Below are 23,411 nucleotides of genomic sequence, written 5' to 3'. Positions count from 1 at the left end.
TTAATAACAAGATTAAGTTGATTATTAGACAAAGCTATGGCTTTAAGACCTTTGATTATTTACGAGAAAAGTTATTAGCTTGCTTATTTAAATAAGCCGTGCTTATCACCACAGGTACGGGAGAGCCCATTAGGATTAAAAGGTGATTGATAAGGTGCGATCGGCGCGGCCGTAGAAGGTTGAACATTAATATTAGTTTTGACATTGATAGGAGCAACTTCAACAGTTATCGGAGCTCTTGCTGTTGGCATATCACTTTCTTATCCCATTCCAAAGGTTGTTCTCGACCTCATTAACCCTGTCCATAATGGGCTGCAAATCAACAGTCATTGCCTCAAGCTGTTTGGCGTGAATGGTTATTTCCTCTTTCACGCGGCGGTCAATGTGGTCTTTCAGGCCTTCAAAGAGCCTGGATTCCTCAGCCAATTGCCTCGCAATCATCGTGGCAATATCATTACAGTTGCATCCGCAATCCATACAATCACACTCCTTTTTTCTACGTGGTGGTGGTGGGGAACCACCGCCAAAAAAATTGCGATCGTTGTCCGAAACTGCACGGCACACGGATACATAACCCACCCCTTCTATGCGCCTTTGTAGCTGTATTTGGAAAGAGGTGAAAATTCGTGTGTTGCCACTCCTTGACAGAGTGACGATCGGTCTATTGTAGATGCCAACACTGGGTTTGAGCATCCATTCAGAATAGTCCGACCAAAATACATTTTGGGTGCCAGACTCGAAAACCCGCTCCCACCACACGTCCCAACCCCAAAAAGCAGCCAAAGCTACATTATTTTTATCGATGCCAATTCCCATATCTACGGGACAGAATAGAGCCATAGTGCTTATAAAAAATGAAGGATAGACTCTTCTATAGTTTGATTCAAAAATGAAATATCAGATCCAGAAAATAAATGAATCGGGAATCCTTCTAAGGTCTCAATTAGTGGGCCACGTGGGGGGGGATTTGCATTACCGCTTCCCAGACCTTGACCTGGTATCCATTTAAAGGGATTCTCTTTATTTAATTGTGCTATTCTTTTGAACTCATTTATAGAATTTTCTAGCGAAAATTTAGATTCCTCCCCATACCCTAACCGACCATAAAATTTATAATTCACGACTATATTTTCCCTAGAAACAGGAAAACGCTCAAAAGACCGAATATTCTGCTCAGGTGTCGGCGGCGCATAAGTACCATGCTGCATATTCCCCGCCCTTCTTCTAGGATTTCTATTCATAATTTATTCGCCAAACTAACCCTTAATTGAGTTGTCCCCGATGAAGTAATTGCCTTGACATCCCCCCTCGCTTGAGAGGAATCAATTATTATTAAATGCTTAGGTAAAAGAGGGTGAGCTGCGTTCGCCAATGTAATAGTACCGCTGCCATATCTAAGCCAAAGCTCCCCCTCTGAAGACATGGCGTAAATTTTAATTAATCGGCGATTGGTATTAGCCGATGCTAATGTAGCCCCTGCAGCGGTAACGGTAATCGTAGAAGTTGTATCATCCCCTATCAATTCCTCTGCTAATAGGGTATCTGTACCTGAATTTAAGTTGTTGCAACAGTCTACAATCCTAACCATATCTTCGCCTATTCACCCTTTTTAAGGTGTAATCAAATCGCGTAACCTCCCCTCTCCACATCGGCTCCAATGGGGCGTACATTCGATTTAGCCTAGACGATGTAGTTGAGGACTGTATCATTTCTATCTTGAAGGAAGCTTGACCTCTCAATAACAAATCCCGTAATACTAACCCAGTCATTTTGTTGTCCCTCCCCTGTATTGTTTTGCAGTAATCCGAATCCGCGATCCACTATTTTTGCCTGAATTTTCCACCCGAATTTAATGCCGTAGAGTTCCAAGTCTGTGAAATATTCATTCGCCCCCGATAAAAAGATTGGCTTCACATTGAATAAATCAATTATGCCAACCTCAAAATCTTCATTACTCGGACTTCTTAAAGAAATCAAAAGCCCCTTCTTAGGGTTAGCCCTGAATAATTGTGCCTTTTGTTCTCTCCGTGCGGTTGTGTCTGCGGGGTCATCAATCGGCACAAATACCTGAGATAGAGAATCAATGTAAGCCCCGCACCGAATCACGGCCATGTAACCTTGATAGTTGATTGCCGTACTCAGTACAGATGCCGTGCTAGGCGTGTATAGTACCGCTTCCTGATTCGCGGTCGCGGGGGTAATTCTTGCGGCTATTTGAGCAATGCGATCGGGCATTTCTATGGCCATTATTTATCACCTCCCGGAACCAAAAAAGTCAAATCAAAAAGCATACTTTTATTGCCTTATTCAATATAAGCCCGCTATCTGTGGAGTGAAGCCGACAAAATATTTTAGTAGCGTCGATATAGACCAAAAAAGTGTAACCAGGGCTTCCGAATACTCCTCCGGGTTTTACTATCGAGCTGAATCCAAGACTGCCGTTTATACCAGTCATTAACATTGCTTCGTAGCTCAATATTTTGTCTGTATCGAGTCCATGCGTCGTGTTTGTTACACTCCCCTGAGTAGCCCCACTGTTAAATGTTTTTATGACGTTACGGGGTAAGAACTCCCCCCAATCGTCCCAGGCTCCCCCCTCTTGTCGGCGGCAAAAAAGTCTTTTTTCTCCAAAACGCGGGATTCCAAGCTCTAGGGCGTAAGTGCCGATTCCGTACTCCGATCCTAATGCCGTATTTAGCCGATAAGTCTGATTATTTGTGGGAGTGTTCAGTGTTCCACTAACGAAGCTCCAGCCCCGCTGCGTGACGGGAGTATTTATGTCGGCAAATTGGGCGTGACTATTTATCTGCCCAAAATTTCCAGGTGCAGATTCGACGGCTGCTATCACCTCGCTATCCCGCGCGATCGCATCAGGAATTTGCGGATCTGTTATAGGGGCGACAGGGGGATTAATAGCAATCAGCTTCATAGGATAACCACACCCTCGCAAACCATCAAATTAGCGCTACCAGAAGCAGTGACAGCCGAAACCGCCCCATGATATTTTGCATCCGTATCGGTAAATTGCAGCATATAGCCAGGAGGAACCGGGCTTTTATAGAGGCTAGGGGAAACCGTTGTACCTTCACGGACATAGACCGTCACGGTAGAAGAGGAATTGTAAATCGTGAGGCTTCCCCTATCATTTCCAGCTCGTGCCGGGGCAATCACAGAAGCTGTGTTACTAACAGCAACAGATGAGCAGCTTTCAGTAGTCCTAACATCTTCAATGATGTTGATATTTGTCTGAGGATTTAAATTAAAAATTTGCATCAATCTCTCCTTGTAGAACTGCCAATCCTAGGCGCACTGGTATATGCGCCCCCCCCCAAACTTGAAGTTGGCCCCCCAATAGTTGCTCCACTGGTAGGACTAAGGCTTCGCTCTGGGGCTTGTTGCACCCTCACTGTACCGCCAGTGTAATCAGATGCTCCCGTCCCAACAATTTTAGGCCCAACAATTTTAGGCCCAACTTTCGAGCCCACAAGACCTTGACCGACTTGGGCTTGTTGGACTCCTCCAGAAAAAGATAATCCTCCAGCTCCGATATTAAGCTTGGCATTCGCAGAAACTCCTGCAACAGAAAGCCCCGCACTACCTTGATATCCCTGGCCGTTTATCGTGCTTGTCGCGGCGGTACTAAATCCAGTATTCACCCCCGCACCTGCAACCCTGACACCACCACCCATAGAGAGGCCGCCCTGCTTGGTAAGAGCCGCCGAACCTTGGGCCTTATTAGTAGAAGGATCTGACCCTCCCGAATTATTTCCAGATCCTCCCGAGCTTCCTTGCAAGATTTCAGGAGGATCGAATCTTAGGGTAGCCAATATCGTGATTATCTGAGCAATCTCGCCGATGCTAAACTCTTGTTCTTCTGCCATTAATTACTCTCCTAAATTAGGTTTGGATTAGGCATCGCCACCGACATTTTATTGAGAATCCTAATAGTAAATAGGAATTGTTGATGAGGTGTGATTACCCCATCTGAGACGACTTCCACTAGGTCAACTTGCGGCCCGTAGACCTTAACTTGAGCATCTTCGCTTGTATCTTGGGTTTCCCAAACTTTCATCAATAGCATTGTGAATAGGCTTTCAGCAGTATTGTCTGAACTTGCCACTAAAGCAGGGAATGCCGCTGGCGTTCGCGTAGAGACTAATGAATCCTTGATGATAGTGAAATCTATTGCAGTCTGAGCTGCACCATCGCCAAAAAGCTCAGGGAGTGTTTTATCTACAGCCATATCAGATTAGATTTGGATTTGGGAATGTTGAGATAGTGTCATCTTGATAAATATCTAGCGTACTTGTATATCGTCGCTGCCATTTACTGAATCTAAACTCTAGAGTCATTTCAAATGGTGAGATTACAAACTGGCTATCTGTGCTTTGGTCTTGATTTCGCAGCCATCGCAGAAAAAGAGCGAGAGCTAATTGCTCCGATCTATTTACCGCGATTACAGTGAAATCGTAGCTTGGCACCAACCCGACTGGTGCAACCAAATCATTTTTGTTGATGATTAGGTTGGTTGCGTCTTGGGTTACGTTTTGACCGAAGAAATTGGTGATTAAGGGCTCAGATGCCATTTATTTTTCTGGAGGCATATCGGTAATAAATAATTTTCCTCTAAAAGTGATTGCACAAAGCTCTTTACGCTTAAGCAAGGTTAAAGTCTGCTGGCGAGAGAGGAAGTATTTCTCACAATATTTGCGCAAAGGGATGCACTTACGGGGATTTACAGGCATCCCCGCAGAGAAATAATAAGTTTGAGCGTAAGCTTTAGCATTAGCTTTTTTGCTCATTGTTTTTGCGAATCAGTTCCTTAACTATATCATTAACCGTCACTCCTTGCCTCAAGGCCATTATCCTAATTTCACAATGAACTTCAGCCGAAACATGGAGTTGTTTGGTTGCATTTTTTGAGGCTATTCCGGTTTCTATGTTTTGCATTTGCGTGTAGTTACTCTATTTATTCATTTATTTTAATTGCATTAATTCTAAAGTTGCTCAACATATTTTCAGGAAATTTTGCTTTTGCAGACTCTACCACGTCGGTACTAAGTAACGACGAGTAAGTTTTGTTTGTGAAACCTAGACAGAGTAAGGCTTGTAACGTTAGCGTTAAAAAGTCAACCCACCCACTTGTTTATGAACGTTATTCCGACCCAATTATTTGCCGGGTACACCTTTGACTCGGTTGCGGATGAAATCCGAATTCCCCGAGCAGCTTTGCCCGGATTAACCGCCGCCGAAGCAAATGCCACTACCGGGAATGGCATGGAGGTGATGCGACAAATCGTAGAGGGAGCCTCTTCTTCCCTAAGTGCTTTAGCACCGGAAGCCAAACCAACAAAAGCCAGCATTACCAAACCAAATCCAAGCATTGCTGTTGGCGTTGGAGTTGCACCAGGAACATTGAGGCAGACTTACGGCCTCAGTTTTGACCTGACCCCAACAGGTCTAGAAATGGCGACCGAATCTTAATTCATCCGCGAAACACCAAAAATATAAATGGCTACCAATTTTATTAGCTTCATTGCTACCGAAGCCTATGTTCCCGACCGGGGACTGAACGGTTTGGCAAAAGGATTCACGTTCAAGGGAAGATTCAGCGCTCCTCCAGGCTTGAATGTCACCAGTATTGGGGCGATACTCACGGCAGTCGGAGGGGTTACAACTACTCCCGGACAGAAGCAGGCTTGCGACGCAAGCGCGATATTCACTCCGCGCCGCCTACAATTCGCCTTTACAGATGGGGGAAGCCTCTCTGTCCCAATCCCCGACAAGGCGGATTTAATTACAGCAGGGAAAGCAATCAAAGGAGCGCTGGAGACCAATTTTGGTTCTGGATCTGTTGCTTGCGTCTCCCTCATAGGGGAACACTGGGGACGCTTAGACGAAGAACTCCGACCCACTGGAACAACCCCCGCTGCTGGGCCTGACACTAGGGCCGCAGCAGGTACGAAAAACCCAACATATTCGGTATCAGTGCTTTACAACAACGATGGGGGGAAGACCGCCGCCCAAAGCGTTCGGATGGCAACTAATACGCCGGGAAATGTTCCCTTCCCACCTTATGCCGCCGCCATCCAGACGGCATTAGGAACCCCTTTGCCGGGTGGGTGTGGAAGTGCATCAAATGTCAATCCTCGCAAGTACGTAATCGATTTCCTGACAACTGACACTGACAATCCGGTACGCAAAATGATCATTCCTGTCGCCAGCGCGACCCCCGCCAATATTCTAGCCGTGGGGACAGCTCTGGCAACAAATACTCAGACCCTCTGTTTAAACTATTACGGGGAATCGGACGGTCGTTTTAGTCGCTTCCTATAATGGCTTTCATCTCGCAATACATTACTGATGTGGGTCGCGTTGTGCCTTATCTAAGGATGGAGCCCGCCTTCATCGGCAATGATTTGCGATCGCTTGAGCGAATCAATGATTTAAGCGTTATTGCTGGGGTCTTACCTCCTTCTCTTGATACATCGTTGCAGTGGTTTCGGCATCCATGCCCCTCTGATATCCTGCCAAGATTTGCAATCATCTCGCTTCAGGATGGTCAACGATTAAAGCTTCCCTATCCTTTCCGCCCCGATACTTCTGAGTGGTATCAGTTTTGGCAGGAATTACAATCAAATCCGCTGATTGTTTCCGCTAAAGGTATCGGCGAAACCCTTCCTAATTCTTTCTTGAGGCGCTTATGAGATTTATCATCCTAAAATCTGAGGTTGTTGATGAGGCCCTAGTCATTTTAGGTCTTACTGAGTTAAGCCAAAAAGCCTCTGGTGTTACCCCTAGATGGATTAATTTTAAAGAGGCGAAAACCAATTGCGTAAATCCCGAAAAATGCGATCTACTCTCATTTGAGGATGAGAGTGTAGCCATAGATATTGTAGAAAGCATAGCTGAGGAGAATATCGCTTATATCGGGGTAGATGCCTAGTAGTAGCGCCGAAAAAGTAAAAAGTCTCAAAACTGTTCGAGGTAAGGATATAAAAATCCGATACACTCAAGATGATTTTGAGGATGCCCTTGTCAATCAGCGGACGTATCTTGATGAGAACGGCGACAGCTTAACACCTATTACCCCCTTACTTCTAGCCCGTCAAGTTGGGACACCTAACCCGACAATTGACAGGCTTGGGAACTCCGAACCTCGCTATATTTCCGCCTGCTTTGGTTCCCCAGTGAATAGTTCTGGAGAGAGCGAATTTAAGGTTATCCTCCCTTATGCCCCCGGTGATACGAGCCACGCTGAGCATATTAAAGAGGTTTTCAGCTATGTTTCGCCCTCTCAATTCCTTGACCCAAAAACACCGCTAAGCTTGAGCTATCACGGCGAGAATTACAATCCCTAAATGGCTGTCCTTACCACTATTCTTGATACGGTGATTAGCTCAGCCACTCCTACTTATACGGATTGGTTTTCTGCATCTCAATTCCTGGTTTTCCAGTCCGACACGACAGGAGAATACGGAGTTACAGGAGAATTTATTGAGGTTGCTGTTGCCTTATTCGCGGAAGTTTCACCGGGCATTGAGCGATTATGTGTAGAATTCCAGGGAGCAATCAATACGATTGATTTAATCCCACTCCCTGAGAAATACAGGAATGATTGCTTTCCGATGCGACTATTAATCAATCCCTCTAGTGGCTTCCATGCCAGAATTTTTGCAGTGTCATGTTAACTCCCGCAATTATTGAGAAAACCGCCCCTCGGCAGTTTAAGTTGCTTTATCCACATTTACCGGAATTTGAGTTAAATATGAATTTCGCCCCACTAATTGAGCGATTCAATCTAAGGGGGAAATTCTGCTTATTGCATTGGCAAGCTAAGCCTTTTGGCTTGCGTAGATGGGGGATTTATGATGGAGAAAAAGATTCCTATTGTTCTACGGCGTGGCAATCATTGGAGATAAAAGCAGGAAAAATTCAGTGTTTACAAGTGGATGAGAACATAATCAAATCTGTGCCTACTGCTGTTCTTTATTTTCCAGGCTGCGAGATTTCTCATCAAGGATTCGTTTCTATTAATTAAAAGAGAAAGAAAAGAGGGGTGCACTACTAATCCCATTATCCTACTAACTAACAGATGTTTATCATTGCGGCAATTGACGCTTCAAATGCTTTTGAATACTTATTGGGATCGATTGGAATTTTGGGGGCGCTAACATCTTTTATATTCTTCCTAGCGAATATGAAAATTCGCGATGTAACTGACAAGCGCCTAATTTCGCTGGCCCAACGGCAACAGCGACTTTACGATCGCACAAAATTTGCCCTTGCGCTTCAGGCGGCCAAAATATCCGATATTGAAAGATTCCTAGCAAAGGATGGATTTTTCAAGCGATCGGATTTACCAGAGGCGGGCTTACCATCCGATGAAGAAGATACAGAAATGTGAGTTTTAAGCGCACACTGAAAATCCTCGTGTCCGGGGTTCAAATCCCCGTCCTGGCATCCCTAAACCTCTTGCAATGCAAGAGGTTTAGTTGTTTTATGGCTAGACAATCGACACCCACGCTAAGGCCGTTTTGACGTGCAGTGACGTGCAGCCGAAGGGCTAACTTTCCCATATCTAGTGATACCGGACAACGATTTGACGGCTCAAAACCTGAGAAAATTTTGATACCCCTACCAAGGAGATCGGATTTTTGAATAGCAAATGGCCAAAAGGCTTACCATATCTTACCTCATGGTTACGTGCGATCGCATTAAGCGCGAGCTTTTTCAACATCATTCACCTATTTTGGCGAAACATCGGAACTGCACGCGACATAGAAAAATTAGCTACATTTGCCTGGTTTTGCCAAATTCCACTCATGGCTGGCTATCACTTTGTAGCAGTCCAACTAGCCAAACACTTAGAACGATCGCCCACTGATTCCCAAAATACCCACCCTACTGGATCTTGGCAACACTGGAAAGAAGGACTAGGCGGATTTTTTGTGCTATTCCTAGCACTGGTAGTCACTGGGCCAATTACAGATGCGATCGCGCCAATTTCCTATTCAAGAAGCTACTACTACCGCTACGCTATAGATGCAGACAAAGCGCTCTTCATCTATGGCCTCCTGTCCGCGATCGCATCTGCTTATCTCTACTATTGGAAAATACCAAGTCGAGTCAAATCTCTTGTAGTATTCTGCTGGCCCTTAATTGATTCCTACCTAAAAACCCTACTTCTTCTATATATCCCTCTAATTAGTTCCATTCCAGTTCTAGCAGCAGCAGCCATAATTAGCAAATCAAATTTACCAAGATCGTTATTAGCTTTAACAGTTTTCCTAGCAATCATTATCTGGTTTTTTGCTACAGCAGCAGCTTTTGCCGCCATCCACTACTACGGAGCGCACTGGGCAAATTGGATAGCAAACTGGTGGCCAGAAAGCTTTCCAGGATATAGCTACCTTCAGCAAAAGAAAACTCAAAGGCACAATGCCTCAGTTAGCAAAAGCTTTATTCATCACGAAACCAGTTGGAACTTAGCAGCTCACGATTTCACCGTATTAATTTATGCCAACATACTATCAAGCATTGCTAGCATACCAATTTACATCGCAATGTCTGACGAATTGTCGGCCGAAACATTAGAAACATTGAGTGCTGCTTTGTACTTAATTTGGACAACGATTGCAGTCATTTTGTGGCATTCTTGGGGTCGCAGCCGTGCGGCTAAAATTATGGCCGCAAGCATTACCAAAGCTAAGGCTAAAAAGGCTAAGACTAAAAAGAGCAAATCAAAAACTACAAAAGTCAATCCACCTAAAAAACCTCAACCGCCTGCCGATATGATTGAAGTTGATCTCAATCAGATGAGTGGAGAATTTGGCATGACCTCAATGAGACCAGTCAGGAAAAAGAAAAATCCAGACCCAGAGCAAACTAAATGGTATGTTTTTCGCAGCGGTCAAGCTGAAGGGCCATACACCAGAGAGCAACTATGGTTAGCACAGAGAATTACCGCACGCAGCAATGTTCGCCGGGAAAATGAAACAGATTGGACAAGAGCTGGTGAAATTCCAGAACTGGCAGATTTTCTCACATCTAAACCCTGAGTTCAGCAAGTAAATATAGTTCACACAGGCGGACTTCGTTTGTGTAGTTGGGATTTCAATCGCTGAATCAGGACTTACGCAAAGCATAACAAAAGTAGGGACAATTCATGAATTGCCCCTACGGTAAATCACAGTAAATCAAGGTGTTAATATAATTTTTTCGTAAGCGCTATGAATAATAAAGCGAGTAGCCACCCGAATTTGTTATGATAGAGATATTCTGTTAATTCTACTTAATTCCTATCCTAAAAAATGTCAGCTCTATGCAAACGAACACCCTAAATTTTGAACAAGCGCTAAAAATAGCAAATCAAGCAGTTTTTACAAATGCTGGTAGATATCTAACCGATGTTGAAACTGCCATTTTTCATGGTGCGTGGCTGCATCAAACCTACGAAGAAATGGCAGCAAATACAGAATATACAGTTAATTATCTACAGCGAACAGTTGGGCACAAATTCTGGAAACTACTTTCCGAATCCTTGGGAGAAGAGGTAAGCAAAAGTAACTTTCGGACAGCTATAGAACGAAAAGCTGTCACCTTAACACCGACAAAATCCCCATCTGATATCTCACTAAAATTTCCAGAAGGGCCAGTAGAATTGGATTCAACCTTCTACCTAGAACGTCCTCCAATCGAATCGGATTGTTGTCAAGCAATTTTACAGCCAGGAGCACTAATCCGCATCAAAGCCTCTAGGCAAATGGGAAAAACTTCATTACTAAACCGGATTTTAAATAGTGCCATTCAATCTGGATACAGAACAGTAAATTTAAACCTATTACTAGCAGACAGAGGAGTGTTAAAAAGCCTTGACCAATTTCTCCGCTGGTTCTGCAAATGCGTTAGCCGAGAGCTACAACTACCGAATAAATTAGCTGATTATTGGGATGAAGAACTTTTTACCAGCAATACTAACTGCACAAATTACTTCGAGGATTATCTACTCTCCGAAATAGACACACCTATAGTATTAGGATTAGATGAAGTCGATCGTATCTTCCCTCATCCCGAAATTGCTCAAGACTTTTTTGGCTTACTACGAGTATTGCACGAGTATGCAAAATTAAAGAATTCTATCTGGAAAAAACTTCGGTTAGTAATCGTACATTCCACAGACGTTTATATCCCATTGAAGGTAAATCAATCGCCATTCAATGTCGGTTTGCCAATAGAATTACCAGAATTTACTCCCAAACAAGTACAAGATTTAGCTGAGCGTTACGACCTCAATTGGGAAACTGATACAGGAGTAGCATATCTTGCACCTTTAATGGCAATGGTAGGAGGGCATCCTTATCTAGTACAATTGGCAATTTATCACCTCCGTCGTCAGAATATGACGCTAGAGGAATTGCTGGAAAATGCTCCTACAGATGTAGGAATTTACCGCGAACATTTGCAGGGACATTGGGGTACTATTCAAGAATATCCTCAATTGGCAACAGCTTTCAAACAGGTAGTTAATACTAACGGTAGCGTGCAGTTAGAATCAATGCTACAATTTAAATTGCTGAGCATTGGATTAGTTAAACAGCAACAAAATGGTGTGATACCCAGTTGTCAGTTATATCGGCAGTATTTTCAAAATAAATTTCGCGATGATCTTTGAGGATTAATGGAATTTATGTTAGTAGAAAAATCCTATCAAGTTGGGGGAAGTTTAGAAGATCGACACCCCACCTATGTAGTTAGAGAAGCAGATCATCTTCTGTACAATGGATTGAAAAAGGGAGATTTTTGTTATGTGTTAAACTCGCGACAGATGGGGAAATCTAGTCTATGGGTGCGAACTTTCCAAAGGTTAAGTGCAGAAGGAATTACCTGTGCTGCTATCGACATTACAGAAATTGGAACTCTAGATGTAACGCCAGACAAATGGTATTTAGGCATTGTCAGAAGATTGGTTAAAGAGTTTAATTTATCCAATAAAATTAACTGTATAGATTGGTGGAAACAATACAATTCATTGTCACCATTAGACAAATTCAGCGAATTTATCGAGTCAGTTTTGCTGCGTGAATTGCCACAAAATATTGTGATTTTTATAGATGAAATAGATAGTATTATCCCCCTCAGTTTCAAAGATGATTTTTTTGCTTTCCTCCGTGCTTGCTACAACAAACGTGCAAACAATGCTGAATATAATCGCCTCACTTTTTGCCTTTTAGGAGTAGGTACGCCGCAGGATTTGATCGCTGACAAACAGCGGACGCAGTTTAATATCGGTCAAGGTATTGAGCTGACTGGTTTTACTTTTGAGGAAGCAAAGCTATCTTTAACAGAGGGATTAGCAGAAGTAACAGATCATCCTGAACTTATTTTACAAGAGATTATAAATTGGACAGGAGGACAGCCTTTCTTAACTCAGAAATTATGCCAACTAATTGCCAAAAAAGCTGATAGTAGAACGCCGAATGTAGAGCAAATTATTCGTCATCATGTTATCGAAAATTGGGAATATCGCGATGAACCAGAGCATTTAAAGACAATTCGCGATCGCATCCTCAGAAGCGAACAGAATTCTGCTAGACTTCTGGGACTTTACCAGCAAATTTTAGAGAGTCAAGTTACCGCCGATGGTAGTCCTGAACAAACAGAACTACAACTATCTGGTTTAGTCGTCAAACAAGATGGAAAACTCAAAATTTACAACCGTATCTATCAAGAAATATTTAATCAAAATTGGGTAGATAAAGCCTTAGCCTCTCTGCGGCCATATTCCGAAGCAATTACAACTTGGGTTAATTCCAGCCGTCTAGATGAATCGCGACTATTGCGCGGTAAAGCACTGCGAGATGCTCAAAGCTGGGCAGCAGATAAAAGCTTAAACGATCTAGATTATCAATTTTTAGCTGCTAGCTTAGAATCAGAAAAACGAGAGGTCATAATTGCATTAGAAGCAGAAAAAAAAGCATCTGAAATATTAGCTATTGCTAATGAGACATTGATAGAAGCACAGCAGAAAGCTAAGCGAACAATCCAGAAAGCTCTTTTCGGACTTGGGGTAATTTCAATTGCAGCAATAATTGCCGGATGGGGAGCAGCCTATCAAACAAAAGAAGCAGTTAATGCAGGCTCTCAAAAAAGACAAGCAGAAATCGCTGAAATCAACGCACTAAATTCAACATCTCAAGCTTTGCGAGTTTCAGGAAACCAGCTAGATGCTTTAGTAAATAGTCTGCGGGCGGCTAGAAAATTGCAGTTATTAGGAGGAACAAAGCAACTGAAAAAAGAAGTGATTCGCAATTTACAAGGGCCACTATCGGAAGTGCAGGAGTACAATAGATTAGAAGGACATAAAGGTTGGGTTTGGGATGTGAGTTTTAGCCCGGATGGAAAAACTATTGCTACTGTTGGTGATGATAAAATTGTCAAACTTTGGAGTATTCACGGCGAGTTGATTCAAAATCTGGAAGGACACAGCGATCGCATTTATGCCGTGAGTTTTAGTCCTGATGGTCGGAAAATCGCCACTAGCAGTAAAGACAAAACGGTGAAACTTTGGAGTATTGATGGCAAATTACTTCAAACTTTTTCCGGGCATAATGAAAGTGTTTTCAGTATCGCTTTCAACCCTCAAGGTACTATTCTCGCTTCGGCAAGTAAAGACAATACTATAAAACTCTGGAATCTCACACCATCCTCCCCTCTCCATCTTCCCATTACGCTTAAAGGACATAGCAGCGGCGTTACGAGTTTGAGTTGGAGTAGCGACGGTAAAATGCTTGCTAGCGCTAGTTTTGACAACACCGTGAAACTTTGGAGTATTGATGGCGAAGGGGGTAAAAAATCTACTTTTCTCAAAAATCTCAAGGGGCAAAATACCGATGTTACAAGTGTAAGCTTCTCCCCTAATGGTGATATTCTTGCTACCGTTGGTGCTGACAAACTTGTAAAAATTTGGAGCACGAATGGAAGTCTTTTAAGAACATGGGAAGGCCACGAACGCGGCATTAGAAGCTTGAATTTTAGCCCCAATGGTCAGATATTAGCAACGGCCAGTGAAGATAACACTGTGAAAATTTGGAGTCTTGATGGTAGCCTGTTAACAACATTAAAAGGTCACAGAGCTATAATTTATGGCCTAAGTTTTAGTCCTGATGGTCAAACTATTGCAACTGCTAGTGCAGACAGCACGGTGAAACTTTGGAGACCTGATATTTGGCTATTGAAAAATCTAGAGGTCAAAGCTCCAAAGGATCGCGAACAGTTGGTCTACGGCGTGAGTTTTAGTCCTAATAGTAATGTAGTTGCGTCGGCCAGCCGGGATAAAATGGTAAAACTTTGGAATTTGAAGGAAGAAGGAAGAAGGAAGACGGAAGACGGAAGACGGAAGACGGAAGAAGCATTTAATTATTTAGGAGGTTCAATTATTCCCCTCTTCCTTAAGGGGCATCAGGAATGGGTTTATAGCGTAAGTTTCTCGCCAGATGGCTCTACAATTGCCTCAGCAAGTAAGGATAAAACCGTGAAACTTTGGAGTTTTGGGGGTAAGTTGATCCGAAGTTGGAAAGCTCACAACGATGAAGTGTTCGACGCGAGTTTTAGTCCTGATGGACTGATAATTGCAACTGCTAGTGCTGATAAAACGGTGAAACTTTGGAATAAAAATGGTGATTTGTTGCGGACGATCGCAGGCCACAGTGGTTGGGTGTACAGCGTTTGTTTCAGTCCCGACGGTCAAGTTATTGCAAGTGCTAGTGCTGACAGGACAGTGAAACTCTGGAGCAAAAATGGGAAATTGCTGCGGACGATCGCAGAAGGCGGCGGCGAGGTTAATTGGGTGACATTCAGCCCCGATGGTCGTACTATTGCCTTAGCTTCTGACGATAATACAGTAAAAATTTTGACTTTGGACGGTCGCTTATTGAGAACTCTAGAGGATCACAGCAATAAAGTTTCAAGAGTAAGTTTTAGCCCAAACGGGAGATTTTTAGCCTCGTCGAGTTTTGACAATACAGTGAAACTTTGGAGTTTGGACGGTCGCTTATTGAAAACTCTCTCAGGGCATCGCGATCGCGTCTATGGCCTAAGTTGGAGCTCAGATGGGAAAATACTCGCATCGGGCAGTTGGGACGGAAGTGTGAAACTTTGGCGCGTTGAAGAGATGGCAGGATTTGCTGTCAAAAGTGGCGAGATGAACGATCGCGTGGGGGAATTGGTAGAGCGAACGTGCGATCGCATCCACGACTATCTCAGGTACAACCTTCAAGACACCACCTGCAATTAAAAGTTTGTAATTGCTAATTAGCAACTCTGCTTTATGATTTATTTACGGATTGTAGCGATCGGGAATTGTTGAGCTCAGCTTTGTAACTATCTCAAAATTGGACAGAGGTAAAACTATTGGCCAGAAAAGAGGAGCTAACATTAACGCTGCCCAAGATATGCAGTGAGTTTTGGGGGTTGTAGCATCGGCCCAAAAAGCTTCCAGCCAAACACTAAAAACTGCCAGGGCAATCATTAAATAGCAAAAAAGGGCATTTCCTAGCATGGCAATCTACCTCTGAAGTGATGTTGATTCTTTAATTATCTCACTATCAACGGTTTTTTCCTAATGTTGAGTGATTGACATCACCAGCTTGCGACAAGATTTATCACTGACATAATTGAGGAAATTTTTAAGTTCTATTCTTGAGCCATGAGAGGCTCAAATGCAGGCTGTCGTGAATATCTACGTTTTTTGAGTATTTTTACTTAGACTTTGGTAGCAGCAGCAATACGTAAGTACATTCTTTAGATTTTTTCCCCAATAGTCCGGTCTGTTACGCAAACTTTACGCAAACTTTACAGTTTTCTCGCCCTAACTTCATAGAAACTTCACACAATCACCGTATTTACCGCAGACAAACACCAGTAACTGGGAATATACTTAGAATCATAAATCCAAAACACAAGTCATTCATCAGTCCCATCCGTATTTTCACTTAAAGAAGTGGGTTAACTTAACCAGAAAGGGGTGTATCGCCATGAAAATGATTAACGTACTTAATGTCTCAATTCACAATTTATCAGCAGCCGAGTTGCTTCGTCGCCTAAGTCGTGAAGGTGGAGTTGTATTTACCACTAATGTAGACCACTTGATGAAGCTGCAAAAAGATAGAGCATTTTATCAAGCTTATCAAGAGGCTAATTACCGGGTGTGTGACAGCAAAATCATCATGTACGCCTCAAAATTTTTAGGCAATCCCCTTAAAGAAAAACTATCTGGATCTGATTTTTTCCCAGCCTTTTATAACCATTATAAAGATGACAAAAATGTAAAGATTTTTCTGCTTGGGGCGGCTGAGGGTGTAGCAGAAAAAGCAATGTTACAAATCAATACCAAGGTAGGGCGAAATATAGTAATTGCCTGTCATTCTCCTTCTTTTGGATTTGAAAATAATGTAGAAGAATGCCACAGAATTGTAGATTTAATCAATCAGTCAGGGGCTACAATTTTAGCAATTGGAGTGGGCTCGCCGAAGCAAGAGATATGGATTCACCAATATAAAGAAAAGCTAAAGAACATTAAAGTGTTCTTGGGAATTGGTGCAACAATTGATTTTGAGGCTGGCTGCCGCAATCGCGCACCAAAATGGATGAGTGAAGTTGGCTTGGAATGGTTTTATCGGCTGCTGTCGGAGCCTCAACGCCTGTGGAAAAGATATTTACTAGAGGGTTTACCTTTTTTCTGGCTAATTTTTCAGCAAAAGTTCAACATCTATAAAACTCCTTTTGTCAATTCTTCTGAGTTTGTTGCCGCCGATTCCGAAAATGTTGCTGAACCTAACACTCAAATAACTGAAGCTTGCCTCATTGCTGAAGCCCAACTAGCTAAGCAAAAAAACTCAAAACCCATCGGTCAAATTTTGCAAGAAGCAGGCTTAATTTCCTCTGAGCAAGTAGCAGCGGTGCTGCAAGAACAAGCAGAGAATAATTACCACCTGCGATTTGGAGAAATTCTAGCTCAGCGCGGTTGGCTCAAGCCTGAAACTATTGATTTTTTGGCCGATCGTTTGCCAAATTTAGCGACAACAGAAGAGAAAAAACCTTTGGGTCAATATCTTAAATCCGCTGCACTATTAGATGACGATCAAATTAGTACGCTTTTGATTGAGCAGCGGAAAACAGGTAAGCGCTTTGGGGAAATGGCGGTTCACAAAGGCTGGCTGAAGGCGGAAACTATAGATTTATTTTTGCAATATGTTGCTCCTGAGTTGAAATCGCTGTCTTTGGTTTAAAGCTGAAATGGCGCGAAGCTGGGGAGGAATTGAGGGCTGGAAGCAAATCGGTCGCGCCAACCTCTCCTAAATGTTAGATTTTATGATACTAATACATTATCTTGAGCGAAAACCGCAGAGATAATGTATTAGTATTTTTTTTACCAATGAACATTCAACCTAATTTCTTTGATAAATTGCTGACTGCAATCGATCGCAATCAAAGTTTGCTCTATGTAGCACTTGACCCCGACCCAGAAAATTTTTCTACTGATTCACCTGCGACCGATAAAACTAAAATCTCTATCGCTAATTTGAGAGATTACCTACAGTTTGTCATTGCAAAAACAGCAGATTTTGTCTGCGCTTATAAACTCAGTTTAGGATTTTACCAAGCTCTAGGTACTCCCGGCTTAGAACTGTTGCAACAAACTTTAAAAAGTATTCCTGCTCATATTCCAGTAATTTTAGATGCAAAATATGGCGATTTAAATACTAGCACCGCCTTTGCTCGTACCGCCTTTGAAGACTGGCAAGTAGATGCTGTTACTTTGTCTCCTTATGCCGGACTTGACCAAGTAACTCCTTTTTTAGTATACCCCGGCAAAGCAGTTTTTATACTGTGTGCAACGGCTAATCCTTCTGCCGCTACTTTGCAAGAATATCCGACGGCAGAACATCCTCTTTACTTAGAATTGGTACAAGCAGCTCAAAGTTGGGGAACTCTAGATCAACTGGGTTTAGAAGTAGGCGTAATGGCAGATATGTTAGCTCGTATCCGCAAAGCAGCTCCTGAAAGGTTAATTTTAATTCACGGAGACATAGCAGAAGAAAATGACCTTGCAGAAGAGGACGAACTTACCCAAATTCTTGCGGCTGGTTTGAGTAAAAATGGCGAAGGATTGCTATTACCAGTCCCACCAAATTTATTAGCAAAAGAAGATAATGGCAAGGCAATTAATGAGTTGCGAAATGCTATTAATGAACAGCGTATTCGGGTATTAGAAGGCAGTCCTACTTGTGACTTATGGCTTCCAGATGTGTGTTTTTTACAACCTGAACCTCATCGCGATTTGATATTACAACTTTATGACATCGGCTGCATTACTTTTGGCGACCACGTGCAAGCATCGGGAGTAGTATTTCCCTATTATATCGATTTGCGACCAATTATCTCAATTCCCCAAATTTTCCATTTAATTGTCAGTGCTTACGCGGACATTCTGAAAGACCTTAAATTTGACCGGATTGCAGGGATACCTTATGGTTCTTTACCAACAGCAACGGGTTTAGCTTTGCGAATGGAACGACCGATGATTTTCCCGCGTAAGGAAGTGAAAGCTTACGGTGCGGGGAGGTTAATTGAGGGGCATTTTCAGGCGGGAGAAATGATTGTGGTAGTGGATGACATTCTGATTTCTGGTAAGAGTGCGATGGAAGGTGCTGCTAAGTTAAAGTCTGCTGGTTTGGATGTGGAAGATATTGTAGTATTTATCGATCACGGACAGGGTGTGAAAGATAGATTGCACGAGAATGGATATCAGGCTCATGCGGTTTTAACACTTTTGGAAATAGCACAAATTTTGTATCAATCTGGTCGTATTGATAGCGATCGATTCAACCTTTTGACGCAGGTTCATTGAGGAATAGCGATCGCCCGTGCATAAATTTTGCTGGCAGCGGTAATGGTAACGGCAGATCAGATCGTGATATAATTTGTTTCACATTCAGATCGTTGATGAAAACTCACAAAAGTGCAGAATTTAGCCAACAACCATCAAAAATTCAGTCCAAACGATCTTTAATTATTTCACCTAAAACTGAAATCCCCCGCTCAGTTTCTTCTGGACTATGAGAATAATTCAAACGTAAAGCAGAATACCCCTGCTGACCAGGAAAAAATAGCGTTCCGTCACCGATAAGAACCTTTCTGGATAAAGCCTGCTGATAAATTGATTGCATCGACAAACCAGATGGTAAATGCACCCAAAGAAACAAACCACCGTTAGGAACAGTCCAAGAAGCAGAAGTCGGAAAATAACGCTCCAAAGCACTTAGCATCCCATTCCGATTTTGGAGTAGTTGACCTTGTAAATGAGTCAAGTGGCGGCGATAATGTCCAGAGGCTAAATATTCGCTAACAATTGCTTGAGAAATAGTAGAAACGTGCAAGTCATGGAGCAATTTACCTTCAACTAATGGCTGATAATTTTTACCAGTAACTACCATATAACCAACTCTAATCCCCGGCATTAGAGTTTTGGAAAAAGTGCCGATGTAAGTCACACAATCCCGTCTATCTAATGCCTTAATTGGTGCGGGTACGGGGTCAAAATTTAATCCTTCATAGGCGTTATCTTCGAGAATTTGACAGTTATACATTTCTGCCAGCCGTAGCAATTGCTGGCGGTGGGATTGCGACGTGGTTACACCTGTGGGATTGTGTAGGGTTGAAACTGTGTAAATTAGCTTGGGATGGTGAGTATAGAGGTATTTTTCCAACAATTCTAAATTCATGCCTTCCGCTGTCATCGGAATGCCAATTACCCTAGCTCCTCTATGAGATAAAACTGCTAGCATTCCGTGATAGGTAGGACTTTCTACTATTACCCAATCTCCTGGCTGCACGTAGTGGTGAATAGCTAAAGATAGTCCTTGTTTAGAACCATTTGTGACGATTAAATTGTCGGGAGTTACTTCTAATCCCCGCTGTACTAACATCCTGCTAATTTGTTGTCTGAGCGTTAATTGTCCTTGGGGTAAATCATAGTTAAATAGGGTTGTGCCGATTTGTTTCACCGCTCGCCTAGCAATTCGCTGCAAATCTTCCGATCTAGATTCGAGGGGAAAACCGCTACTAAAATCGATCGTTCCTAAGTGTTGCCGCGCTTCGATCCCACCCATATAAATATTAAAAAATCCACCACCTTCTCGCTCAGAAACTATTACATCTTGGGGTGGAGCAAAGTTTGAAGCCGATTTACTACAAGCAATTTCAGGACTGCTGACATAATAGCCGGCACCTGGCCGTGCGTGAATCAGTCCATCTGCTTCTAAGACGCTATAGGCTTCAATTACAGTTAATTTGTTGACTCCTGCATTCAAGGCTAGAGAGCGAATTGAGGGGAGTTTCTCTCCAGGTTGTAAGGCTCCTGATTCGATCAGGCGCGAAATGCGATCGCGTATTTGCAAATAAACAGCTTTAGCGGATTTTCGCTCTAAAGGAATTCTCACAGAGGTTCTCCTCAGAATGGCTATAGGGAGATATTTAGGACTATATCTGATTAGGAAGCATTTTGGCTGGTACAGTTTAACCTTGTTTGAGTATATCCCTCTTCTGTCACTCTAGCCCTCTTTTGCCACTACGGGGAGAGTAAAATAAAAATAGAACTCTCAAAACCTTAACCAGGCTTCAGTAACCCTTTATTTAATCGGAATTTTAATCACAAATTCCGTCCCCTGTCCAGGTTCAGAGAAACACTGCAACTCCCCACCATGTTTCTCAACCACCAAATGATGAGAAATAGATAGACCCAAACCAGTTCCTTTCCCAGTAGTTTTAGTAGTAAACAAAGGGTCAAAAATGCAGCGGCGAACTTCCTCCGTCATACCAGGGCCATTATCCTTAATTGCGATCTCCACCGCCTCACCCTCCATAACTTGAGTGCGAATCTCAATTATATGGCTTAAAGGTGAGCCTTCTTTTCCGCGTCCTATAGCATTAACAGTAAAACCCTCTTCCAAGGCATCAATAGCATTAGTCAACAGGTGCATAAACACCTGATTTAGTTGTCCTGCATAACATTCAATACGCGGCAAATTACCATACTCCTTAATCAGAGAAATTCCCGGTCTTCCTGCTTTAGCTTGGAGTCGATTTTGTAAAATGAGCAGCGTACTATCTAAACCTTCGTGAATATCTACTGGCTTCATATCAGCTTCATCCAAACGGGAGAAATGGCGCAGACTTCTCACTACATCTCGAATCCTTTCCGATCCTAGTTTCATCGAATCTAGCAGTTTGGGCAAATCTTTTTTCAAGAAATTTAAACCCATTTCTTCTTTTTCTGCCTCAATATTCTCCACCGGATTTGGATACTGTCGATCGTAAAGTTCTACCAACCTGATCAAATCTTGAGTATAGTGACTCGCGTGAGTAAGATTGCCAGAAATGAAATTCACAGGATTATTAATTTCATGAGCTACACCTGCCACTAACTGCCCCAGAGAAGACATTTTTTCTGTCTGAATTAATTGAGTTTGAGTGCGTTGCAATGCTGAAAGTGTCTGTTCTAACTCCATCGCTTGTTGTCGAAAACGCTCTTCCGATTCCTGCAAAGCTAAAAGTACCTGTTTGCGTTCAGTAATATTTTGTGTCATCGTCATCCCTGCAAACACTTCTCCGTGTTCGTTAATCAAGGGTAAGGTATGAGCTAAATATATCTGATTAGCCACAGTCATTTCTGAAACTGTGGGCTGTCCTGCCAATGCGGCTCGATATTGAGGCTCGACTTGTTCGCAAACTTCTGGAGGAAAAACTTCATAAAGAGTTCTGCCTTCCATTAACTCTTGAGAAAGACCAATTTTTTCTAATTCCGTCCCTTCAGCAAGGGTAAAGCGGAGGTCAGAATCAAATAAAATTACCGCACCATTAGGGAAATTTCTAGTCAAAGCGCGATACTTTTCTTCAGAACGGCGCAGTGCAGCTTCCATTCTTTTGCGCTCTGTAATTTCTAGCCCAACAAACACCGCAGCCCTACCTTGATGGTACTTTTGAGCTACGATCAAATAAGTCCGAGACTCTCCTTTAACGGTAGTTGTTACTTCTTTAGAACTAGCCCAATCGGGGCTAGCAAAAAATTCGTAAACTAAATCATTAAATCTAGGGCTGGTCTCTAAAAAGCCTACTTTTTGTCCAACAAAAGTATGAGCTGATAATTTGTAAGCGGCAGCTAAATGTTTGTTCACGCCCAAGTATCGTAAATCGGAACTTACCCAAGAAACTAATCCGGGTACAGCATCTAATACTGCTTGGAGTTGCCCTTTAGCATCTAAAAGTGCTGCTTGTGCGGCTTTGCGCTCGGTGATATCGCGGGCAAAGGCGCAGTGGTACTCAATACCGTTGAATTCTAAGTAATTGACCGTTACTTCTACGGGGAAACTGCGACCCCGTTTGGTTTCGCGGCGGGATTCAAAGGTGAAGGAACCTTGCTGTTTGACTAAATTCCAATGGTTTGGCCATGCTTCTGCTGACAATTCGGGGTCAATGTCGTGAATGCTGAGCCTTAGCAGTTCTGAACGCGAGTATTGTAAGGAATGGCAGGCGGCTTCGTTGACGTAGCACAGTTGTCCGTTTGAGGTCATCCAAAGGACGGCATCGGCGGCGCGATCCATCGCAAATTGAGTTAGTTGTAGTGCTTCTTCTAGGTGCTTGCTCTCGGTGATAATTTCGGTGAAGAGTATGAGGCCGCCGATCGCGCCGTCGCTGCTGTACCAAGGTTGAAATACCCATTTCACCCATTCAATTTTGCCGTTGGGTATGATGAAGGTTTCTAATTCGTACTCTGGGAGGATTCCAGCTAGACAAGCTTCGGAGTTTTGCCACCAAGTATCGGGGAGGTTGGGGAAGAGTTCGGAGTGAGAGCTGCCGATCGCATCATAGCTGCTGTTGCCGTAATCTTTTTGCCACCGCCGAGAAACGGCTAGATAGCGCATTTCACGATCAACCATAGCGACGGCTGCGGGTATGTATTCTACAAATCGGCGAAATCTGTCTTCACTCTCACACACGGCCATCTCTGGAGGTTGATTAGCAGTGAGGGCTTTCCCATTGGTGTAATTTGCCAATACCGGAATTGTCGGTTGAACTTGGTTTGTATGCACTTTTGGGATGCCCTCCTTGTCGGTCATGTTTAAAAATCATCTGGGATGTTGATCGAGACACCCCTGTTTTCTCTTATTGCTGAGTTGATGGGTTTAACTTGTAAGGGGTCTAACCCCTCATTAATAGCATCTCGGACACGAGCTTGTCTATGGGTATTGGTCTGATTTATCTCTGAGACGCGAGTGAAATCGCGATCGCCATCGTTTTCGCCATTGAAATTCCGAAAGCGAACTCAATCGCCTTTGAGCAGTTACAGAGTC

General features: G+C 43.0%; 27 protein-coding genes. 13 read left to right on the top strand and 14 right to left on the bottom strand.

The features are described 5' to 3' along the window. Positions 1–83: 83 nt before the first annotated feature. From PY364_RS12475 to PY364_RS12425, 11 genes are all read right to left on the bottom strand, one after another. Complete coding sequence (locus tag PY364_RS12475) at positions 84–251, bottom strand: hypothetical protein (protein ID WP_275522918.1); 168 nt, start codon at positions 249–251, stop codon at positions 84–86. Between the two features lies 1 nt (position 252). After that, complete coding sequence (locus tag PY364_RS12470) at positions 253–840, bottom strand: hypothetical protein (RefSeq protein ID WP_275522916.1); 588 nt, start codon at positions 838–840, stop codon at positions 253–255. A 5-nt stretch (positions 841–845) separates the two neighbouring features. Further along, entirely contained in the window at positions 846–1,241 is a 396-nt protein-coding gene (locus PY364_RS12465) for a hypothetical protein (RefSeq protein WP_275522914.1), read from the bottom strand. 439 nt (positions 1,242–1,680) lie between these two features. Continuing rightward, positions 1,681–2,247 carry a hypothetical protein gene (locus PY364_RS12460; RefSeq protein WP_275522912.1) on the bottom strand — a complete coding sequence of 189 codons (567 nt, stop codon included), beginning with the start codon at positions 2,245–2,247 and terminating at the stop codon, positions 1,681–1,683. 28 nt (positions 2,248–2,275) lie between these two features. After that, positions 2,276–2,929 carry a hypothetical protein gene (locus tag PY364_RS12455; protein ID WP_275522911.1) on the bottom strand — a complete coding sequence of 218 codons (654 nt, stop codon included), beginning with the start codon at positions 2,927–2,929 and terminating at the stop codon, positions 2,276–2,278. Further along, positions 2,926–3,273 carry a hypothetical protein gene (locus tag PY364_RS12450; RefSeq protein WP_275522909.1) on the bottom strand — a complete coding sequence of 116 codons (348 nt, stop codon included), beginning with the start codon at positions 3,271–3,273 and terminating at the stop codon, positions 2,926–2,928. The genes PY364_RS12455 and PY364_RS12450 overlap by 4 nt, the downstream gene beginning before the upstream one ends. After that, positions 3,273–3,881 carry a hypothetical protein gene (locus PY364_RS12445; protein WP_275522908.1) on the bottom strand — a complete coding sequence of 203 codons (609 nt, stop codon included), beginning with the start codon at positions 3,879–3,881 and terminating at the stop codon, positions 3,273–3,275. Before PY364_RS12445 ends, PY364_RS12450 begins: the two co-directional genes overlap by 1 nt. A gap of 11 nt (positions 3,882–3,892) precedes the next feature. Next, the gene (locus tag PY364_RS12440) at positions 3,893–4,243 is read right to left on the bottom strand and encodes a hypothetical protein (protein ID WP_275522907.1); all 351 of its coding nucleotides are present in this window, start codon (positions 4,241–4,243) and stop codon (positions 3,893–3,895) included. A 1-nt stretch (position 4,244) separates the two neighbouring features. Further along, entirely contained in the window at positions 4,245–4,586 is a 342-nt protein-coding gene (locus PY364_RS12435; protein WP_275522905.1) for a hypothetical protein, read from the bottom strand. Beyond that, positions 4,587–4,802 carry a hypothetical protein gene (locus PY364_RS12430; RefSeq protein ID WP_275522903.1) on the bottom strand — a complete coding sequence of 72 codons (216 nt, stop codon included), beginning with the start codon at positions 4,800–4,802 and terminating at the stop codon, positions 4,587–4,589. Next, positions 4,786–4,950: a hypothetical protein gene (locus tag PY364_RS12425; RefSeq protein WP_275522902.1), complete on the bottom strand. Its 165-nt coding sequence runs from the start codon at positions 4,948–4,950 to the stop codon at positions 4,786–4,788. The genes PY364_RS12430 and PY364_RS12425 overlap by 17 nt, the downstream gene beginning before the upstream one ends. 198 nt (positions 4,951–5,148) lie before the next feature. On the opposite strand from PY364_RS12425, the gene PY364_RS12420 reads away from it, so the two are divergent. The 11 genes from PY364_RS12420 to PY364_RS12370 all read left to right on the top strand — a co-directional run bounded on the left by PY364_RS12420 (position 5,149) and on the right by PY364_RS12370 (position 15,295). Then, positions 5,149–5,484: a hypothetical protein gene (locus PY364_RS12420; RefSeq protein WP_275522900.1), complete on the top strand. Its 336-nt coding sequence runs from the start codon at positions 5,149–5,151 to the stop codon at positions 5,482–5,484. A gap of 27 nt (positions 5,485–5,511) precedes the next feature. Continuing rightward, positions 5,512–6,336, top strand: a complete 825-nt coding sequence (locus PY364_RS12415) for a hypothetical protein (RefSeq protein ID WP_275522898.1) — start codon at positions 5,512–5,514, stop codon at positions 6,334–6,336. Beyond that, a complete protein-coding gene (locus PY364_RS12410) occupies positions 6,336–6,707 on the top strand; it encodes a hypothetical protein (RefSeq protein ID WP_275522896.1) in 372 nt (123 codons plus the stop codon). The genes PY364_RS12415 and PY364_RS12410 overlap by 1 nt, the downstream gene beginning before the upstream one ends. Continuing rightward, positions 6,704–6,946: a hypothetical protein gene (locus PY364_RS12405; protein WP_275522894.1), complete on the top strand. Its 243-nt coding sequence runs from the start codon at positions 6,704–6,706 to the stop codon at positions 6,944–6,946. Before PY364_RS12410 ends, PY364_RS12405 begins: the two co-directional genes overlap by 4 nt. Continuing rightward, entirely contained in the window at positions 6,939–7,361 is a 423-nt protein-coding gene (locus tag PY364_RS12400; protein WP_275522892.1) for a hypothetical protein, read from the top strand. The genes PY364_RS12405 and PY364_RS12400 overlap by 8 nt, the downstream gene beginning before the upstream one ends. After that, complete coding sequence (locus PY364_RS12395) at positions 7,362–7,691, top strand: hypothetical protein (RefSeq protein ID WP_275522890.1); 330 nt, start codon at positions 7,362–7,364, stop codon at positions 7,689–7,691. It abuts the gene before it with no gap. Then, on the top strand, positions 7,685–8,041 hold the full coding sequence (locus PY364_RS12390) for a hypothetical protein (RefSeq protein ID WP_275522889.1): 357 nt from the start codon (positions 7,685–7,687) through the stop codon (positions 8,039–8,041). Before PY364_RS12395 ends, PY364_RS12390 begins: the two co-directional genes overlap by 7 nt. Positions 8,042–8,200: 159 nt before the next feature. Next, positions 8,201–8,407, top strand: coding sequence for a hypothetical protein (locus tag PY364_RS12385; protein ID WP_275522887.1), 207 nt, complete (start codon positions 8,201–8,203; stop codon positions 8,405–8,407). A gap of 250 nt (positions 8,408–8,657) precedes the next feature. Next, positions 8,658–10,061 carry a DUF4339 domain-containing protein gene (locus PY364_RS12380; protein WP_275522885.1) on the top strand — a complete coding sequence of 468 codons (1,404 nt, stop codon included), beginning with the start codon at positions 8,658–8,660 and terminating at the stop codon, positions 10,059–10,061. 263 nt (positions 10,062–10,324) lie between these two features. Then, on the top strand, positions 10,325–11,674 hold the full coding sequence (locus tag PY364_RS12375; protein WP_275522883.1) for an AAA-like domain-containing protein: 1,350 nt from the start codon (positions 10,325–10,327) through the stop codon (positions 11,672–11,674). 15 nt (positions 11,675–11,689) lie between these two features. Then, positions 11,690–15,295 (top strand): AAA-like domain-containing protein, encoded by a 3,606-nt coding sequence (locus PY364_RS12370; RefSeq protein WP_275522881.1) that lies wholly within the window; start codon positions 11,690–11,692, stop codon positions 15,293–15,295. 42 nt (positions 15,296–15,337) lie between these two features. On the opposite strand, the gene PY364_RS12365 is transcribed toward PY364_RS12370, so the two are convergent. Beyond that, positions 15,338–15,559 (bottom strand): hypothetical protein, encoded by a 222-nt coding sequence (locus tag PY364_RS12365; protein WP_275522879.1) that lies wholly within the window; start codon positions 15,557–15,559, stop codon positions 15,338–15,340. Positions 15,560–16,034: 475 nt separating this feature from the next. Here PY364_RS12365 and PY364_RS12360 point away from each other — a divergent pair, with 475 nt between their 5' ends. Together PY364_RS12360 and PY364_RS12355 are read left to right on the top strand one after the other, a co-directional pair. Further along, positions 16,035–17,288, top strand: coding sequence for a WecB/TagA/CpsF family glycosyltransferase (locus tag PY364_RS12360; RefSeq protein WP_275522877.1), 1,254 nt, complete (start codon positions 16,035–16,037; stop codon positions 17,286–17,288). 146 nt (positions 17,289–17,434) lie between these two features. Further along, a complete protein-coding gene (locus tag PY364_RS12355; protein ID WP_275522875.1) occupies positions 17,435–18,910 on the top strand; it encodes a bifunctional orotidine-5'-phosphate decarboxylase/orotate phosphoribosyltransferase in 1,476 nt (491 codons plus the stop codon). Positions 18,911–19,052: 142 nt separating this feature from the next. Here PY364_RS12355 and PY364_RS12350 read toward each other — a convergent pair whose 3' ends face one another. Both PY364_RS12350 and PY364_RS12345 read right to left on the bottom strand, forming a co-directional pair. Further along, positions 19,053–20,501: a PLP-dependent aminotransferase family protein gene (locus PY364_RS12350; protein ID WP_275522873.1), complete on the bottom strand. Its 1,449-nt coding sequence runs from the start codon at positions 20,499–20,501 to the stop codon at positions 19,053–19,055. 189 nt (positions 20,502–20,690) lie between these two features. Next, a complete protein-coding gene (locus PY364_RS12345; protein WP_275522871.1) occupies positions 20,691–23,177 on the bottom strand; it encodes a PAS domain S-box protein in 2,487 nt (828 codons plus the stop codon). Positions 23,178–23,411: the final 234 nt, after the last annotated feature.

It is taken from the genome of Kamptonema sp. UHCC 0994, assembly GCF_029167235.1.
GTDB lineage: Bacteria > Cyanobacteriota > Cyanobacteriia > Cyanobacteriales > Microcoleaceae > Kamptonema.
This window is presented reverse-complemented; position numbering and strand designations above follow the sequence as displayed.

What these genes read in the sequence shown, in the direction of transcription:
- PY364_RS12475 (WP_275522918.1), bottom strand. Translation starts at nt 251, where the DNA reads ATGCCAACAGCAAGAGCTCCGATAACTGTTGAAGTTGCTCCTATCAAT.
- PY364_RS12470 (WP_275522916.1), bottom strand. Translation starts at nt 840, where the DNA reads ATGGCTCTATTCTGTCCCGTAGATATGGGAATTGGCATCGATAAAAAT.
- PY364_RS12465 (WP_275522914.1), bottom strand. Translation starts at nt 1,241, where the DNA reads ATGAATAGAAATCCTAGAAGAAGGGCGGGGAATATGCAGCATGGTACT.
- PY364_RS12460 (WP_275522912.1), bottom strand. Translation starts at nt 2,247, where the DNA reads ATGGCCATAGAAATGCCCGATCGCATTGCTCAAATAGCCGCAAGAATT.
- PY364_RS12455 (WP_275522911.1), bottom strand. Translation starts at nt 2,929, where the DNA reads ATGAAGCTGATTGCTATTAATCCCCCTGTCGCCCCTATAACAGATCCG.
- PY364_RS12450 (WP_275522909.1), bottom strand. Translation starts at nt 3,273, where the DNA reads ATGCAAATTTTTAATTTAAATCCTCAGACAAATATCAACATCATTGAA.
- PY364_RS12445 (WP_275522908.1), bottom strand. Translation starts at nt 3,881, where the DNA reads ATGGCAGAAGAACAAGAGTTTAGCATCGGCGAGATTGCTCAGATAATC.
- PY364_RS12440 (WP_275522907.1), bottom strand. Translation starts at nt 4,243, where the DNA reads ATGGCTGTAGATAAAACACTCCCTGAGCTTTTTGGCGATGGTGCAGCT.
- PY364_RS12435 (WP_275522905.1), bottom strand. Translation starts at nt 4,586, where the DNA reads ATGGCATCTGAGCCCTTAATCACCAATTTCTTCGGTCAAAACGTAACC.
- PY364_RS12430 (WP_275522903.1), bottom strand. Translation starts at nt 4,802, where the DNA reads ATGAGCAAAAAAGCTAATGCTAAAGCTTACGCTCAAACTTATTATTTC.
- PY364_RS12425 (WP_275522902.1), bottom strand. Translation starts at nt 4,950, where the DNA reads ATGCAAAACATAGAAACCGGAATAGCCTCAAAAAATGCAACCAAACAA.
- PY364_RS12420 (WP_275522900.1), top strand. Translation starts at nt 5,149, where the DNA reads ATGAACGTTATTCCGACCCAATTATTTGCCGGGTACACCTTTGACTCG.
- PY364_RS12415 (WP_275522898.1), top strand. Translation starts at nt 5,512, where the DNA reads ATGGCTACCAATTTTATTAGCTTCATTGCTACCGAAGCCTATGTTCCC.
- PY364_RS12410 (WP_275522896.1), top strand. Translation starts at nt 6,336, where the DNA reads ATGGCTTTCATCTCGCAATACATTACTGATGTGGGTCGCGTTGTGCCT.
- PY364_RS12405 (WP_275522894.1), top strand. Translation starts at nt 6,704, where the DNA reads ATGAGATTTATCATCCTAAAATCTGAGGTTGTTGATGAGGCCCTAGTC.
- PY364_RS12400 (WP_275522892.1), top strand. Translation starts at nt 6,939, where the DNA reads ATGCCTAGTAGTAGCGCCGAAAAAGTAAAAAGTCTCAAAACTGTTCGA.
- PY364_RS12395 (WP_275522890.1), top strand. Translation starts at nt 7,362, where the DNA reads ATGGCTGTCCTTACCACTATTCTTGATACGGTGATTAGCTCAGCCACT.
- PY364_RS12390 (WP_275522889.1), top strand. Translation starts at nt 7,685, where the DNA reads ATGTTAACTCCCGCAATTATTGAGAAAACCGCCCCTCGGCAGTTTAAG.
- PY364_RS12385 (WP_275522887.1), top strand. Translation starts at nt 8,201, where the DNA reads ATGAAAATTCGCGATGTAACTGACAAGCGCCTAATTTCGCTGGCCCAA.
- PY364_RS12375 (WP_275522883.1), top strand. Translation starts at nt 10,325, where the DNA reads ATGCAAACGAACACCCTAAATTTTGAACAAGCGCTAAAAATAGCAAAT.
- PY364_RS12370 (WP_275522881.1), top strand. Translation starts at nt 11,690, where the DNA reads ATGTTAGTAGAAAAATCCTATCAAGTTGGGGGAAGTTTAGAAGATCGA.
- PY364_RS12365 (WP_275522879.1), bottom strand. Translation starts at nt 15,559, where the DNA reads ATGCTAGGAAATGCCCTTTTTTGCTATTTAATGATTGCCCTGGCAGTT.
- PY364_RS12360 (WP_275522877.1), top strand. Translation starts at nt 16,035, where the DNA reads ATGAAAATGATTAACGTACTTAATGTCTCAATTCACAATTTATCAGCA.
- PY364_RS12355 (WP_275522875.1), top strand. Translation starts at nt 17,435, where the DNA reads ATGAACATTCAACCTAATTTCTTTGATAAATTGCTGACTGCAATCGAT.
- PY364_RS12345 (WP_275522871.1), bottom strand. Translation starts at nt 23,177, where the DNA reads ATGACCGACAAGGAGGGCATCCCAAAAGTGCATACAAACCAAGTTCAA.